Annotated in this window: 14 protein-coding genes; 7 read left to right on the top strand and 7 right to left on the bottom strand. The window is 39.3% G+C overall.

Annotation, left to right across the window (positions count from 1 at the left end; genetic code table 11):
* The first annotated feature begins 180 nt into the window (after nt 1–180).
* The 5 genes from sapA to sapF are packed head-to-tail and all read left to right on the top strand — an operon-like array spanning nt 181 to nt 5,506.
* Nucleotides 181–1,866 (top strand): ABC transporter substrate-binding protein SapA, encoded by a 1,686-nt coding sequence (gene sapA / locus ACHB7C_RS02110; RefSeq protein ID WP_048607026.1) that lies wholly within the window; start codon nt 181–183, stop codon nt 1,864–1,866.
* Nucleotides 1,863–2,828 (top strand): putrescine export ABC transporter permease SapB, encoded by a 966-nt coding sequence (gene sapB / locus ACHB7C_RS02105; RefSeq protein ID WP_042844008.1) that lies wholly within the window; start codon nt 1,863–1,865, stop codon nt 2,826–2,828. Before sapA ends, sapB begins: the two co-directional genes overlap by 4 nt.
* Nucleotides 2,815–3,705 (top strand): putrescine export ABC transporter permease SapC, encoded by an 891-nt coding sequence (sapC, locus tag ACHB7C_RS02100; protein WP_042844010.1) that lies wholly within the window; start codon nt 2,815–2,817, stop codon nt 3,703–3,705. Before sapB ends, sapC begins: the two co-directional genes overlap by 14 nt.
* Nucleotides 3,705–4,700, top strand: coding sequence for a putrescine export ABC transporter ATP-binding protein SapD (gene sapD / locus ACHB7C_RS02095; protein WP_042844011.1), 996 nt, complete (start codon nt 3,705–3,707; stop codon nt 4,698–4,700). The genes sapC and sapD overlap by 1 nt, the downstream gene beginning before the upstream one ends.
* Nucleotides 4,700–5,506 carry a putrescine export ABC transporter ATP-binding protein SapF gene (sapF, locus tag ACHB7C_RS02090; protein WP_042844012.1) on the top strand — a complete coding sequence of 269 codons (807 nt, stop codon included), beginning with the start codon at nt 4,700–4,702 and terminating at the stop codon, nt 5,504–5,506. Before sapD ends, sapF begins: the two co-directional genes overlap by 1 nt.
* 21 nt (nt 5,507–5,527) lie before the next feature.
* On the opposite strand, the gene ACHB7C_RS02085 is transcribed toward sapF, so the two are convergent.
* The gene (locus tag ACHB7C_RS02085) at nt 5,528–6,394 is read right to left on the bottom strand and encodes a DUF817 domain-containing protein (protein WP_048607024.1); all 867 of its coding nucleotides are present in this window, start codon (nt 6,392–6,394) and stop codon (nt 5,528–5,530) included.
* 292 nt (nt 6,395–6,686) lie between these two features.
* Here ACHB7C_RS02085 and gstA point away from each other — a divergent pair, with 292 nt between their 5' ends.
* Complete coding sequence (gene gstA / locus ACHB7C_RS02080) at nt 6,687–7,292, top strand: glutathione transferase GstA (protein WP_042844014.1); 606 nt, start codon at nt 6,687–6,689, stop codon at nt 7,290–7,292.
* A gap of 55 nt (nt 7,293–7,347) precedes the next feature.
* Here gstA and pdxY read toward each other — a convergent pair whose 3' ends face one another.
* The 4 genes from pdxY to anmK form a co-directional block, all read right to left on the bottom strand.
* Nucleotides 7,348–8,211, bottom strand: a complete 864-nt coding sequence (pdxY, locus tag ACHB7C_RS02075; RefSeq protein WP_129465839.1) for a pyridoxal kinase PdxY — start codon at nt 8,209–8,211, stop codon at nt 7,348–7,350.
* Between the two features lie 233 nt (nt 8,212–8,444).
* Nucleotides 8,445–9,719 carry a tyrosine--tRNA ligase gene (tyrS, locus tag ACHB7C_RS02070; RefSeq protein WP_042844016.1) on the bottom strand — a complete coding sequence of 425 codons (1,275 nt, stop codon included), beginning with the start codon at nt 9,717–9,719 and terminating at the stop codon, nt 8,445–8,447.
* A 160-nt stretch (nt 9,720–9,879) separates the two neighbouring features.
* Nucleotides 9,880–10,533, bottom strand: a complete 654-nt coding sequence (gene pdxH, locus ACHB7C_RS02065) for a pyridoxamine 5'-phosphate oxidase (protein ID WP_042844017.1) — start codon at nt 10,531–10,533, stop codon at nt 9,880–9,882.
* Between the two features lie 19 nt (nt 10,534–10,552).
* Complete coding sequence (gene anmK / locus ACHB7C_RS02060; RefSeq protein WP_042844019.1) at nt 10,553–11,674, bottom strand: anhydro-N-acetylmuramic acid kinase; 1,122 nt, start codon at nt 11,672–11,674, stop codon at nt 10,553–10,555.
* 519 nt (nt 11,675–12,193) lie between these two features.
* Between anmK and ACHB7C_RS02055 the strand changes: the two genes are divergently transcribed.
* Nucleotides 12,194–12,661 carry a glycine zipper 2TM domain-containing protein gene (locus ACHB7C_RS02055; RefSeq protein WP_042844020.1) on the top strand — a complete coding sequence of 156 codons (468 nt, stop codon included), beginning with the start codon at nt 12,194–12,196 and terminating at the stop codon, nt 12,659–12,661.
* A 483-nt stretch (nt 12,662–13,144) separates the two neighbouring features.
* On the opposite strand, the gene slyA is transcribed toward ACHB7C_RS02055, so the two are convergent.
* Together slyA and ACHB7C_RS02045 are read right to left on the bottom strand one after the other, a co-directional pair.
* Nucleotides 13,145–13,579, bottom strand: a complete 435-nt coding sequence (slyA, locus tag ACHB7C_RS02050) for a transcriptional regulator SlyA (RefSeq protein ID WP_042844021.1) — start codon at nt 13,577–13,579, stop codon at nt 13,145–13,147.
* A 538-nt stretch (nt 13,580–14,117) separates the two neighbouring features.
* A complete protein-coding gene (locus ACHB7C_RS02045; RefSeq protein ID WP_042844023.1) occupies nt 14,118–14,357 on the bottom strand; it encodes a DUF1289 domain-containing protein in 240 nt (79 codons plus the stop codon).
* Nucleotides 14,358–14,396: the final 39 nt, after the last annotated feature.

Here is a 14,396-nt window from a genome sequence, read left to right as displayed (position 1 = left end):
AGATTTTTTCTCATTAAGACATAGTTCAATGATAAACCTAATAATTTAAAGTTAGATTATTAGGTTTACTCCATTAATTACGCCTATTCATTCCTATTTTTTTGATTAAAATTTTGCTTATACCCAGAGCCCCTATTTTTACGCTACAATAGGCTCATTCAGGTTAACGATATCAGTGTTATGCGCCAACTAACTTTTTGGTTTTTACTTATCATTTCTTTATCTGCCCGTGCACTTGCTAACCAAGGGCATTACCCAGACATCGTGGCAAACGAGGTCCCAGCTGATATACGCCAAAAAGGTTTTATTTATTGTGTAAATGGCATCGTCACAACATTTAACCCTCAGTTGGTCAGCAGTGGGCTCATTGTCGACCCTCTTGGCGCACAAATTTATGACCGCCTATTAGATGTCGACCCTTTTACCTATCGTTTAATTCCCGAACTGGCATCACGTTGGGAGGTTCTTGATAACGGCGCAACTTACCGTTTACACCTACGTAAAGACGTAAAATTCCAAAATACGCCTTGGTTTTCACCGACCCGCAACATGAATGCAAATGACGTTGTGTTTAGCTTCGCCCGTATGTTTGAGGTAAATCATCCTTACCATTATATTAATGGTGGCCGTTACCCTTATTTTGATAGTTTGCAATTTGCGAGTAGCGTACAAAGTATACAAAAAATTAATAACTATACGGTTGAGTTCCGTTTGAACTCACCGGATGCCTCCTTCTTATGGCACTTAGCGACTCACTATGCCCCTATCCTGTCGGCTGAATATGCAGACTACCTTTCGAGTATTAACCGCCAAGAGTTGATTGACTGGCGTCCTGTTGGCACAGGGCCATTTAATTTAGATGACTACCAAGCTGGGCAATTTGTTCGTTTACTTAGAAATGACCAATATTGGAAAGGTCAACCTCGTATGGAAGAAGTCGTCGTCGATATGGGTGCCGGTGGAACTGGGCGTATTTCAAAATTACTCACAGGGGAATGCGACGTTTTAGCTTACCCCGCGGCAAGCCAACTAAAAGTGTTACGTGATGACCCACGCTTACGGATTTCCATGCGCTCGGGTATGAATATCGCTTATTTATCATTTAATACCAGTAAACCGCCATTAGATAAGCTAAAAGTACGCCAAGCTATTGCTTATGCGATCAATAATGAAAGGCTAATGCAGTCTATTTATTATGGTACCGCTGAAACAGCGGCATCAATCCTACCTAGGGCTTCGTGGGCATATGATAACCAAGCCAAAATAACAGATTACAATCCAGAACTCTCAAAGCAAATGCTACAAGAAATGGGGTTAGAAAACCTCAAGTTAGACTTATGGGTGCCAATTGCTTCACAATCATACAACCCCAGCCCATTGAAAATGGCTGAGCTTATCCAAGCTGATTTAGCACAAGTCGGAGTTATTATGAATATCCGTTCTGTTGAAGGCCGCTTTCAAGAAAACCAATTAATGGATAGGTCTCATGATATGACACTCGCAGGATGGACAACAGACAGTAATGACCCTGACAGTTTCTTTCGTCCTTTGCTTAGCTGTGCAGCAATAGGTTCACAGACCAACTTGAGCCACTGGTGCAACCCTTCATTTGATGAGATTTTGCATAAAGCATTGCTGACACAACAACTCGCTGCTCGTATCGATTATTACCATCAAGCGCAGCAAATTTTAGGGGAAGAACTTCCCGTTTTACCCCTAGCCTATTCTTTACGTTTACAAGCATATCGTTATGATATTAAGGGCTTAATGATCAGTGCCTTTGGTAACACATCCTTTGCTGGGGTGTATCGTGAAATGGAGCAAAAAATTAAAGTTGCACCTAAAAAGCCGAGTTCGCAACCATGATAATTTATTCTCTGCGTCGTTTTTTATTGCTACTAGTTACCGTATTCTTTTTATCATTAGTGAGCTTTAGCTTAAGTTATTTTACACCTAACGCGCCGTTAAGTGGTGCGTCACTCATTGATGCTTATATTTTCTATTTCGATGGTTTACTTCATTTTGATTTTGGTGTTTCTAGTATCAATGGTGAGCCCATAACCGAACAGCTAAAAGATACCTTCCCTGCAACAATGGAGCTGTGTATTTTAGCCTTTATCTTTGCATTAACCACAGGGATCCCGCTTGGAATTATAGCGGCTTTTTGGCGTAACAAACCTGCCGATATTGTTATCAGTATTTTTGCTTTATTGGGCTTTTCTGTGCCTGTCTTTGTACTAGCGCTTGTTTTAACTTTATTCTTCTCATTACATCTTGGGTGGCTCCCCGTCTCTGGTCGTATTGACCTTTTATATAATCTTAAACCGGTGACAGGGTTTGCTTTAATTGATGCATGGCTTTCAGATTCGCCCTATCGTAAGGATATGATAATTAACGTACTTGAGCATATGATGCTGCCAGTGCTAACCCTAGCACTCGCTCCCACGACAGAAGTTATACGTTTGGTGAGGAACAGTACCGAAGAAATTGCTAGTGAAAACTATATAAAAGCCGCAGCTATCCGCGGTCTCTCAAGAATTAAAATTATTCAGCGCCATATTTTTCACAATGCTATTCCACCTATCATCCCTAAACTTGGGTTACAGTTCTCAACAATGCTAACTCTCACAATGGTAACCGAGCTAGTCTTTAACTGGCCGGGGCTTGGCCGTTGGTTAGTCACTGCGATCCGTCAAGAAGACTATTCGGCGATTTCAGCCGGGGTAATGCTAATCGGTGCATTAGTCATTACAGTAAATGTACTTTCTGATATTTTAGGCGCTATGATGGACCCATTAAAGCATAAGGATTGGTATGTCCTCAGATAATTTTTATCGTGAACAAAAAATGCCATCCCCAACACGTGTGGTATGGAATTTATTTTCATCAGATGTTATTTCAATGGTGGGGTTTATTGGCGTCCTAATTTTGTTGGCTCTATGCTTTACAGGTTCTTATCTTGCTCCTTACGCATTAGATCAACAGTTTTTAGGTTATCAATTAACACCACCCTCTTGGTCGCACTACGGTGAGGTCGCATTCTTCTTCGGGACTGACGATCTTGGTCGCGATATTCTTAGCCGGCTATTAATCGGTACTAAATCAACTTTTGGCTCTGCTATTTTAGTGACCTTCATTGCGACAATTATCGGGTTGGTTTTAGGTTGTTTAGCCGGAATGACTCGTGGATTAAAATCGGCAGTGTTTAACCATATACTTGATACCCTATTGTCTATTCCCTCATTATTATTAGCCATTATTGTTGTGGCATTTATGGGGGCTAGTTTGCAAAATGCTATGCTAGCTATTTGTCTTGCATTGATTCCTCGAATGGTGAGAACTATTTATGTTGCAGTGCATGATGAATTAGATAAAGAATATATTGTCGCCGCACGCCTTGATGGGGCGTCAAATATTTTTATTTTATGGTATACCGTACTTCCTAACATCACACCAATTTTGGTTACTGAGCTGACTCGCGCGCTATCAATTGCCATATTAGACATTGCCGCTTTAGGCTTTCTTGATTTAGGTGCACAACTCCCTTCCTCTGAATGGGGGGCAATGCTTGGTGATACTTTAGAACTTATCTATGTCGCACCTTGGACCGTGATCCTTCCTGGTATTGCTATCATGATAAGCGTGCTCTTTGTTAACCTTTTAGGCGATGGGTTACACCGAGCGATTAATGCGGGAGTTGAATAATGCCACTATTAGACATCCGCAATTTAACCATCGAATTTATGACGGCGAATGGCCCTGTTAAAGCGGTTGACCGTGTATCCATGACTCTATCTGAAGGTGAAATACGCGGTTTAGTCGGCGAATCAGGTTCAGGTAAGAGCCTAATCGCCAAAGCAATTTGTGGGGTAACTAAAGATAATATTAGGGTAACAGCCGACCGCTTTCGTTTTCAAGATATCGACTTATTAAAACTCAGTCCTCGTAAACGCCGCCGGTTAATTGGCCATAATATTTCAATGATATTTCAAGAGCCCCAGTCTTGTCTCGACCCTGCGGCAGATATTGGTAAACAGCTAATTCAATCTATTCCCAGTTGGACCTATAAGGGCCGTTGGTGGCAACGCTTTAATTGGCGAAAACGCCGAGCGATAGAGTTATTACACCGGGTTGGTATTAAAGACCATAAAGATATTATGCGTAGCTATCCCTATGAACTCACTGACGGTGAATGCCAAAAAGTGATGATAGCTATCGCCATTGCTAACCAACCCCGTTTATTGATTGCGGATGAGCCGACCAACGCAATGGAGTCCACCACGCAAGCTCAAATATTTCGTTTACTTGATAAGTTAAATCAAAACAATAACATGGGTATTCTACTGATTAGCCATGATTTGGAAATGATGTCAAAATTAGTTGACCGTATTAATGTACTTTATTGTGGTCAAACCGTTGAAAGTGCAACTCCTGAAGATATGTTACAGCGCCCACGGCACCCATATACACAAGCCCTAATTCGTTCAATTCCTGATTTTGAAAGCCCAATTCCTCACAAAGGGCGGTTGAATACCTTACCCGGTGCAATTCCTTCACTGGAACATTTGCCTATTGGTTGCCGCCTTGGTCCACGTTGCCCTTATGCGCAGCGTACTTGTATCATTGCGCCTCAATTACGTAGTATTAAAGGCCATCTCGTTGCTTGTCACTATCCGTTAAACACCGAGGAACAGCCATAATGGAAACCTTACTTGAAGTACGTAACCTCACTAAGACTTTCCGTTTCCGTGAAGGGCTATTTCATCGCCATGAGTTACAAGCCGTAAAACCTGTCAGTTTTAACTTACAAGCGGGCCAAACCTTAGCCATTATTGGCGCCAACGGTTCAGGGAAGTCGACACTTGCACGTATGTTATCAGGTGTTGTCGAGCCCACTAGTGGCGATATTTTTATCCGTGGGCAGCACCTCAAATTTGGTGATTACAGTTACCGTTGTCAACGGGTTCGCATGATATTCCAAGACCCCAGCACCTCATTAAACCCAAGGCAGCGTATTGGCCAGACCCTTGAGCTTCCTTTAAAGCTAAACACTGATTTAACAGGAATTGAGCGTGAAAGGCGTATAATTCAAACACTTCGCCAAGTAGGTTTACTTGCTGACCATGCAGAATATTACCCTCATATGTTAGCATCAGGGCAGAAACAACGCATCGCATTGGCTAGAGCACTTATCCTACAGCCGGAAATTATTGTTGCGGATGAAGCATTGGCTTCTTTAGATATGTCGATGCGTTCGCAAATCATTAATCTAATGTTGGATTTACAAGCAAAGCAAGATATTGCTTTTATTTATGTCACCCAACATTTAGGCATGATGAAACATATTAGCGATAAAATGCTAGTGATGGATAAAGGAGAAGTTGTCGAGCGAGGCAATACTGCTGAAGTTTTAGCCGCCCCTCTGCATGATGTCACTCGCCGCCTAATTGAAAGCCATTTTGGTGAGCCTTTATCTATCGATGCATGGCGGCAAGATTTATCATAATTAATTCCGCTATTTGTGCTATTAGCGTGAGATTGTCACATTTGCCTTAATATGTTTGAGATGTACAACAATTGTGAAGGTAACAATCACTAACAGTGACCATGCTCCCCATTTGCCCGCATGCACCATTGACCAAGCACCAATTTGGTTTGGGTATTGCCAAACACCAAAAAATGTCCCAAAGTTTTCAGCTAACCAAATAAAAAAACCAATCAACATAAAAGCTAGTAATAAAGGCATTCTGCGTTCTTTATCTAATGGGGTATAAAAAACGACACTACGTGCATACAAGCCAAAAATAAAAGCTGTCAAATACCAACGGTAATCATCAATATAATGGTGGCTAAAAAAATTCACATAAATGGCAAGAGCAACAAGTGTCGCCATCCAATAAGGTGGGTAATGTTCAATTCTAACGTTAAAAAACCGCCAAGACTGAATGATATAGCTCCCTACCGCCGCATACATAAAACCAGTAAACAAAGGAACGCCCCAAAGCTTGGAATAAGCCTCATCGGGGTATTGCCATGAACCAATAGTTGCAGAGGTTTTAAATAACTCCATCATAAAACCGACTAAATGAAAAACACAGATTGCTTTTAATTCATCCCATGTTTCTAGTTTTGACCATACCAATAAAGCTTGAAATGTGACGGCAAAAATTAATAGGGCATCATAGCGAGGAAGCCCCATTACCCCTTTCGCTGGCACTAAAAACAAGGCCAAAAAGAAAAAACCAGCAAATAAACAAGAACGTGCATTGATGATACCAAAGAACCAGAACTCTAAAATAAAACGTTTAATCCCTTGGCTATTATTTGGCGTGTGCGCCATCAAAATTTTATCTAGCTTCCCTAAGATATTTAATTTTTGACACCCGTTGGTCATTTATTTACTCGCTAATTTCAATTGTGCGACTGTATTTTTATATACAAAGTAAGCTGTAGATTTTAGCAAAGCATAGCGAATACACCTAAGGCAACTATCTTAATTTTATGGCTTTTTTTCTTTTACCTTAACATTCTCATTTTTACTCTTGGGCCCTATTTTTGTTTAAATTTTAATTTTTGTATGTATCTCGCACCTGATGGCAATTCGTTAACAGAAAGTAATGATATACTTAAGTGATATGTGTTTATTTGCTATATGAATGCCCACTTAATAACTTAGGAGTTTTATCATGAAATTGTATTACGCTCCCGGTGCTTGCTCGCTGTCCCCTCATATTATTCTGCGTGAGACTGGATTAGACTTCAGTATTGAACGAGTTAATATCAAAGAGAAAAAAACAGAGAAAGGCGAGGATTATTTAGCAATAAACCCTAAAGGACAAGTTCCAACTTTAGTGCTAGATAATGGTGAGCAGTTAACAGAAGGTGCTGTTATTGTTCAATATATTGCTGATCAAAAACCTGATCGTAACCTAATCGCACTACCAGGGTCGATGAAACGTTATCACCAACTCGAAGCCCTTAATTTTATTTCGACAGAATTACATAAAAATTTCTCGCCGTTATTTACCCCCGGTACACCAGAAGAATATAAAGACACCGCTCGTGGCATATTATTTAATAAGTTTAAATATGTCGACAACGTACTATCAAAACAGGCTTTCTTTGCTGGTGATAGCTTTAGTGTTGCCGATGCTTATTTATTTACCGTTAGTGGTTGGGCGAAACATGTCGGGCTGGATTTAGCTAGCCTAACCCACCTACAAGATTACATGGCTAAAATTGCCAAACGCCCTAATGTCCAAGATGCATTAAAAGCTGAAGGACTGATTTAATCCGTAAGATAGCGCTCAACCAACGGGCGCTATCTATTTTATTAACTCATTAAATTTAATCTAACTGCGTCGCACAGAATTTATGTTCAGGATTGACCATTTTGTCTTGGGCTGCAACCAGTTGTAATTCGTATTCACCCATTTCTTTGGTTTTTATCATCACTTCGTATACTGCGGCTGCAACATGCTCAAGCCCTTTATCAAGAGGCTCCCCTTTCAATAAATTGACTAACATTAAACCACTCGTTAAGTCACCGACGCCTACTGGTTGTTTTTCACCAAAATCTACAAGTGGACGACTCACATGCCAGCTATGCTCTGCCGTCACTAAGATCATTTCAAAACGATCAGCCCGATAGCCTGCTCGGCTTAAATGCTTCACCAGCACAATTTTCGGCCCTTTGTGACATAATTCACGAGCGGCTTGTGCTGCTTCATCTACTGTTTTAATACTTCTACCAACTAAAGTTTCTAACTCAAGTAGATTTGGGGCGATGACATCGCTTACTGCTAATGCACGGTGACAAAGAAACTCAGCAACACCTGGTGCAACGATACAGCCTTTTTCAGGATGCCCCATGACAGGGTCACAAAAATAAAGTGCTTGTGGATTTGCCGCTTTAACTTTTTGTACAATCGCAAGGATATCATCCCCTTGCTCTGCGGAACCGATATAACCACTTAAAACCGCATCACAAACTTCTAATTTATGGATTTTTGCTAAGCCTTCAACGATATCGGTTAAGTGCTGAGCTGAAAAAACATTCCCTGTCCACTGTGGATATTGCGTGTGATTCGAAAACTGTACGGTATTAAGTGGCCACACATCTACGCCCATTCGGCACATAGGAAATGCAGCGGCACTGTTTCCTGCATGGCCGAAAACAACATGGGATTGAATTGATAATACGCTTTTCATTAAGAACCCAAAGAATTGTTATGTCGAATGAAGAGAAATCAGTGATTCGCCATTGCTAATATGAATATACTCCAAATAATTCGAGTTGCATGGAGGCGACAAGAGAAGAGAGTCCTATGAGTATACTTGACTCTATACTCGGCTAACTGGACACAATCAACACCTATGCAAATTGAAATATGACGAGTATAGCCTGGGGAACCCCAGGCTAATATTACAAAGGTTAGTCAGAGCTATTTCCAATTAATTAAACAGTCGTTTTTCTTACCACGACGGATTAAAGTATAACGACCAAATAAACGGTCTGCATCACTAAATACATACATAGGGTCTGTTTGTTTTTGACCGTTAATGGATACTGCATTAGAACTGATTGCAGTTCTTGCTTGTCCACGAGATGGCGTTAATTCTGAATCAACTAGAGCTTGTTGTAAGTCAGCTCCCGCATCTAGTGTAATACAAGGCATGCCGTCTTGTGCTAATTGCTCAAAATCAGCTTCTGTTAAATCAGATACCGCACCTGAGAACAAACTATCAGTAATACGTTTTGCTGCGGCTAACCCGCTTTCACCATGCACCAGTTTAGTCACTAACTCAGCTAAAACATATTGAGCACGAGGTGCTTTACCGCTATTTTTATCTTCTTCTTCCAATGCTTGAATTTCTTCTAATTCCATAAAAGTGAAGAATTTTAAGAAACGATAAACGTCAGCATCAGCGGTGTTAATCCAGAATTGATAGAATTTATATTGGCTAGTTTTCTTAGAATCTAACCATACTGCACCACCCTCGGTTTTACCAAATTTAGTACCGTCCGCTTTTGTAATTAGAGGAACTGTCATACCAAACACTTGATTTTGATGTAAGCGACGAGTTAAGTCGATACCGGAGGTAATGTTACCCCATTGGTCTGAACCCCCAATTTGCAGTTCAACACCCATCTCTTTATTCATATTGGCAAAGTCATAACCCTGTAGCAGGTTATAAGCAAACTCGGTGAACGAGATCCCTACATCATCACGGTTTAAACGTTGCTTAACAGATTCACGGTTGATCATTTGGTTAACGGAGAAATGTTTACCAATATCACGTAAGAATGTCAGCACATCCATTTTACCAAACCAATCATAATTGTTAGCAAGGCGTGCGCTGTTATCACCACAATCAAAACTTAAAAATGGTGATACTTGGTTGCGTATTTTTTCTACCCACTCTTGAACGGTTTCTGTGGTGTTTAATTTACGTTCAGTAGCTTTAAAGCTCGGATCGCCAATTAGGCCCGTTGCGCCACCCACCAACGCCACAGGCTTGTGCCCGGCTAGTTGGAATCGTTTTAAACACAGCAAAGGAACCAGATGTCCCAAGTGCAAGCTGTCAGCGGTAGGGTCGAAGCCGCAATAGAGGGAGATAGGCCCTTGCGCCAGTCTCTCTGCTAACGCATCCTCATCCGTTACCTGGGCAACGAGGCCCCGCTCTTGCAATTGTTTAATCAGGTTATTGCTAGACATCAATGACTCCATCGGTTGAATTTTGTCTATCTATTTAGGGTTAAAAAACCAACGATTTTGAGACTCATATCAAAAGCTCGTCAGTTTAATTTGTCAATTTTATTAAATGAGTCTATAGCATAAAGCGCATATCAATTAAGTGCCAGTTAAAAAACTATAATTAAGGGGCTAATCTGTCAATTTTCCAGCCATCCCCTTCGCGTTGATATAAAAAGCGGTCATGAAGGCGGTGAGCGCCCCCTTGCCAAAACTCAACGCTATTAAAAACCACTCGGAACCCACCCCAAAAACTGGGTAATGGAACCTCGCCATTTTTGAATTTTTGTTTTAGCTCTAAAAACTTGCCTTCTAAAATCCCTCGAGCAGAGATTTTAGATGATTGCGCAGAGGCCCACGCAGCAATTTGGCTGTCTTTAGGCCTACTATGAAAATACTTAACAACTTCAATTGGATTTAATCGCTCAGCGACACCCGTAAAATTGACTTGGCGCTCTAGCGGGTACCATGGAAAGTGCAAACTTATTTTGTTATTTTTTTCTAAATGTTGCGCCTTTCTGCTACCTAAATTGGTATAAAAAATTAAACCGTTATCATCAAAATGCTTTAACAATACAATACGTTGATAGGGCTGCCCTGTTTCATCAACTGTAGCAACCGACATTGCTGTTGGGTCACTTAAACGAGCCTCGCACGCTTGCTTCATCCACAATTCAAACAGTGTTAATGGGTTTGGTGTTAAATCATTACGTCTTAAACCACCTTTTGTGTATTCACGACGTACCGATGCGAGGTCTATTTCATCTAGCTCGTTCATTTTTATATCCTTAATACGGTTATTTTTTAGCGATATTTTTAGGGTATATCGCACCGAGAACAGTTTCTTCACTTGCCCCTGTTACAGAAGCAAGATTTCCTGATAAACCGGCTACAGTTCGAGCCGCTAACCACGCAAAAGCTAACGCTTCCATATCGTCACCACTTAACCCAAATTTATCACTGGGAGCGACCTCAATCCCCGGTAACAAAGCCGCTAAACGCTGCATTAGAAAGTGATTCTTTGCGCCACCACCACAAACAATTAAGCGCTCACAGCCGCCACATAATAAAACTTGGTCAGTAATCGATGTTGCCGTCAGCTCACAAAGCGTTGCTTGAACATCCTCAGCAGAAATTAATGGAAACTTATCTAAGTGTTTCTCTAACCATTGCATATTAAAATATTCACGCCCTGTGCTTTTAGGGGATGAGCGTCTAAAATATGGGTCGCTTAGCATGGATTTTAATAATGTGTTATCGACCTTGCCACTACTCGCCCATTGACCGTCTTTATCATATGCTTTCTGTTTATTACGCCAAGTCCATGTATCCATTAACATATTCCCAGGACCTGTATCGTAGCCTTTAACATAAGCACCGGGTAATAAAGCTGTCACATTCGCAATTCCACCAATATTTAATACAATGCGTTTCTCAGTAGGATGCCCTAATACAGCAAGGTGAAATGCAGGCACCAATGGTGCACCTTGCCCGCCATATGCCATGTCCCTACGACGAAAATCCCCAACAGTGGTAATCCCCGTTAAAGCGGCAACTCTGTTGTTATCACCTAATTGCATGGTAAAAGGCTGTTCACCATCAGGTTCATGCCAAACAGTTTGACCATGGCAGCCAATAGCGATGATATCTTCAGACGTTAAACTGGTTTGTACCAACAGCTGATTAATAGCATCTGCATACAATGACCCTAACTGCCGATCAATTTTGCCAACCTCTGACAATGTTGTTGTTTGCCCTTGGCAAATATTTAAAATTTTTTTCTTTAATTCAATTGGGAATGTGACACTCAAACTAGATTGTTCAGCAACAAACTTATCACTGATTGCTGCAAGCACCACATCAACACCGTCTAAACTCGTTCCCGACATGACACCTATGTAACGACCGGACTTAATCATTATGCTTGTTCCTTCAGTGTGCACATTAACTTGACTAAATATCACTATAAAAGATTGTGCTTTGATGAAGATTTTTGTCAACAATTCGATGCAATTTCTCGGGCAGCTTCGCAGGAATAATAAATAATCACCTTTAAGTTAAAAATAACTAGACAAACTAAATAAAAAAGGCACTTTTTAATATCACGATTTCTCTTTTTGTTTACAATGGTTCATAATAAAATTATAAACCAAGCACTAGTTACAGGGTCTTGACTAAGATGATAAGGCGTCCTATTTAGCTATAGATGCGAAATCATACTCATAACTTGACATCCCTTTAACAAACAGTGCCTTTGTCAGTGAAATAATCCTGAATTTGAGATATTTTACCTAGTGTTTACACTCTATTTAAACCAAAATAAGTAATCTAACCTTCGCTTTTTAATACCATTATTTTGATAATTGTTGTGTTTATGGTGAAAACAAATATACGATGCTATGTTAGTGCCACAGACAGCAAATCTCATAGGAGTTATTATGCTTAAGAAAGTTTTTGTAGGTGTTGTTGCAGTTGCAGCGTTATCAGGCTGTGTCAATACCAGTACGCTTTCTGGTGATACTATTTCAGCCAAGGATGCGAAACAGGTACAGACTGTAACCTATGGTACCGTTTTGAATGCCCGCCCTGTGACAATTCAAGCTGGTGAAGATGGTAACGTTATTGGCGCAATTGGTGGTGCTGTGCTCGGTGGTTTATTAGGTAACACTATTGGTGGTGGTACTGGTAATACACTAGCAACTGCAGCAGGCGCAATAGCAGGTGGCTTAGCAGGTCAGCAAGCACAAGGCGCATTGAATAAAAGCCAAGGGGTTCAGTTAGAAATTCGCTTAGATAGCGGCAAAAATATCGTGGTTGTTCAAAAACAAGACCCAAGCACTTTCCGTAACGGTCAACGCGTTATGATTGCAAATAGCGGCAATACAGTCACTGTATCTCCTCGCTAACTTTACTATTCTAAATTAAAATATGTTCACCGGCTCATGGTCGGTGAACATACTTAGTGTTAATTAACTAATATTTAGTTATTAATAACCTCTATTAATTAATTATTTTCCTATATTTTTATCTTTAATATCATGTGTAGTATTCTAGTTAGTCATCCCTCTAGTTATACATATAGATATTTCATTATTCAATGTGAAATAGTTATTTAAGTTATCATTTTTTAGTGAAGGTTTTATTGCTGAGTATTCTACAAGCCGTGTATCATCACTAACTAATGATTGCAGAATAATGTTAAAGAAATTATTTTAACTCAAACCATACACTACAAAAATAACTGCAATACAATATATATTTCACAGAAATAATTTGCCATCTATAAAGATCATTTTATTTAAAATCAATTTGAATAATTATTGTCTTTATAATAATCACCATAATAATAGTTGGTGTTATATTTATTCACATGCTAAATTATACCAAATTCAAGAGTCATTCTGTAACTGTATAATGTTTCTTTCAAGTTTAAGAAGTAACTGAGACAGTTGCTCAAGCTCTTCTTCACTAATATTATTCAATATTTCTAGCCGTGTATTATTAATTACTTGGTCTACTGTCTTAATAAATGGTTCAGACTCTTCTGTCAATTTTATTCTTTTAGCTCTCCTATCATTTGCACATATATGCCTAGAAATGAGTTTTTTTTCCTCTAATTGGTCAAGGGTTCTCACTAGTGATGGTTGTTCTATTCCTATTGCCTTTGCCAGTTGTATTTGCGATTGTTCCGGTGGTAACTGGCTAATATTATGTAATGTAACCCAATGTGTTTGCGTAAGTTTAAGGGGTTTTAAACGATGATCGATTAATGCTCTCCACATACGGACTACACGTGATAATTCTGTTCCAATTTGTGATTCCAATTTACCCTCCTTTATATAATTATAATGTCTAAAAAATATACCAGACTCATATTATTTTTTAAATTATATATTAATTTCCTTTTATATTTACAACTTTTTATTGATGCATAGGACAACAAATACCTATTTATAGTGATGACAAACTCTTCATGAGACGATGTACCTCTAACTAATACCTTGCGACTCATGCCTTTTCAAATTAGTAGGCTTAATAAAGCAACCTATCAATTATCTTATTAATAAGAATAGCCTTACTCTCCTTTCGGATCTATCTATTTTAACCCTTATAGTAATTACAACTAACAATAAAAAAAGCAATACCAAATAAATGGTTTAAAAACAAAAGTATATAGTTAATCTTAAAAATATGTTATTTATGGTTGTTTTTATAGAATCTATAGCTATTTTGAATAAATAAAATTTTATTGAAAGATAAACAACGAAATTAATTAAAATAAAATAATTAAAAAAGAACTAGTTACTTTAATTAACAAAGCAATTGATTGAATTATAAAAATAGATTCATTTGTATAACACTTTAAAAAAGCTGTTGTTGGGGATCGGGTAAATCTTTTGCAGTCGCCTGTTTACTCAGTGACCTTAAGTACCGTTGACGGCATAATCGAATAATATTTCGTTTTTCAGGATCAGAAAATTTTAACCAGTTAAAACGCTCATCTCGTGTACGATAACAACCTCGGCAGTAACCTTGTTCATTTACTTGGCAAATACCACGGCAAGGGCTTGGAATATCAAAGAACTCGAGTTGCTCAGCCATATAGGTATCCCCTTAAAAGAAAAAACACAATAAATGTAT

Source organism: Providencia sp. 2024EL-00732 (assembly GCF_044006275.1).
Taxonomy (GTDB): Bacteria; Pseudomonadota; Gammaproteobacteria; order Enterobacterales; family Enterobacteriaceae; genus Providencia; species Providencia huashanensis.
Note: the sequence above shows the minus strand (reverse complement) of the source record. Positions and strands in the feature narration are given on the sequence as shown.

What these genes read in the sequence shown, in the direction of transcription:
- sapA (WP_048607026.1), top strand. Translation starts at nt 181, where the DNA reads ATGCGCCAACTAACTTTTTGGTTTTTACTTATCATTTCTTTATCTGCC.
- sapB (WP_042844008.1), top strand. Translation starts at nt 1,863, where the DNA reads ATGATAATTTATTCTCTGCGTCGTTTTTTATTGCTACTAGTTACCGTA.
- sapC (WP_042844010.1), top strand. Translation starts at nt 2,815, where the DNA reads ATGTCCTCAGATAATTTTTATCGTGAACAAAAAATGCCATCCCCAACA.
- sapD (WP_042844011.1), top strand. Translation starts at nt 3,705, where the DNA reads ATGCCACTATTAGACATCCGCAATTTAACCATCGAATTTATGACGGCG.
- sapF (WP_042844012.1), top strand. Translation starts at nt 4,700, where the DNA reads ATGGAAACCTTACTTGAAGTACGTAACCTCACTAAGACTTTCCGTTTC.
- ACHB7C_RS02085 (WP_048607024.1), bottom strand. Translation starts at nt 6,394, where the DNA reads ATGACCAACGGGTGTCAAAAATTAAATATCTTAGGGAAGCTAGATAAA.
- gstA (WP_042844014.1), top strand. Translation starts at nt 6,687, where the DNA reads ATGAAATTGTATTACGCTCCCGGTGCTTGCTCGCTGTCCCCTCATATT.
- pdxY (WP_129465839.1), bottom strand. Translation starts at nt 8,211, where the DNA reads ATGAAAAGCGTATTATCAATTCAATCCCATGTTGTTTTCGGCCATGCA.
- tyrS (WP_042844016.1), bottom strand. Translation starts at nt 9,719, where the DNA reads ATGTCTAGCAATAACCTGATTAAACAATTGCAAGAGCGGGGCCTCGTT.
- pdxH (WP_042844017.1), bottom strand. Translation starts at nt 10,533, where the DNA reads ATGAACGAGCTAGATGAAATAGACCTCGCATCGGTACGTCGTGAATAC.
- anmK (WP_042844019.1), bottom strand. Translation starts at nt 11,674, where the DNA reads ATGATTAAGTCCGGTCGTTACATAGGTGTCATGTCGGGAACGAGTTTA.
- ACHB7C_RS02055 (WP_042844020.1), top strand. Translation starts at nt 12,194, where the DNA reads ATGCTTAAGAAAGTTTTTGTAGGTGTTGTTGCAGTTGCAGCGTTATCA.
- ACHB7C_RS02045 (WP_042844023.1), bottom strand. Translation starts at nt 14,357, where the DNA reads ATGGCTGAGCAACTCGAGTTCTTTGATATTCCAAGCCCTTGCCGTGGT.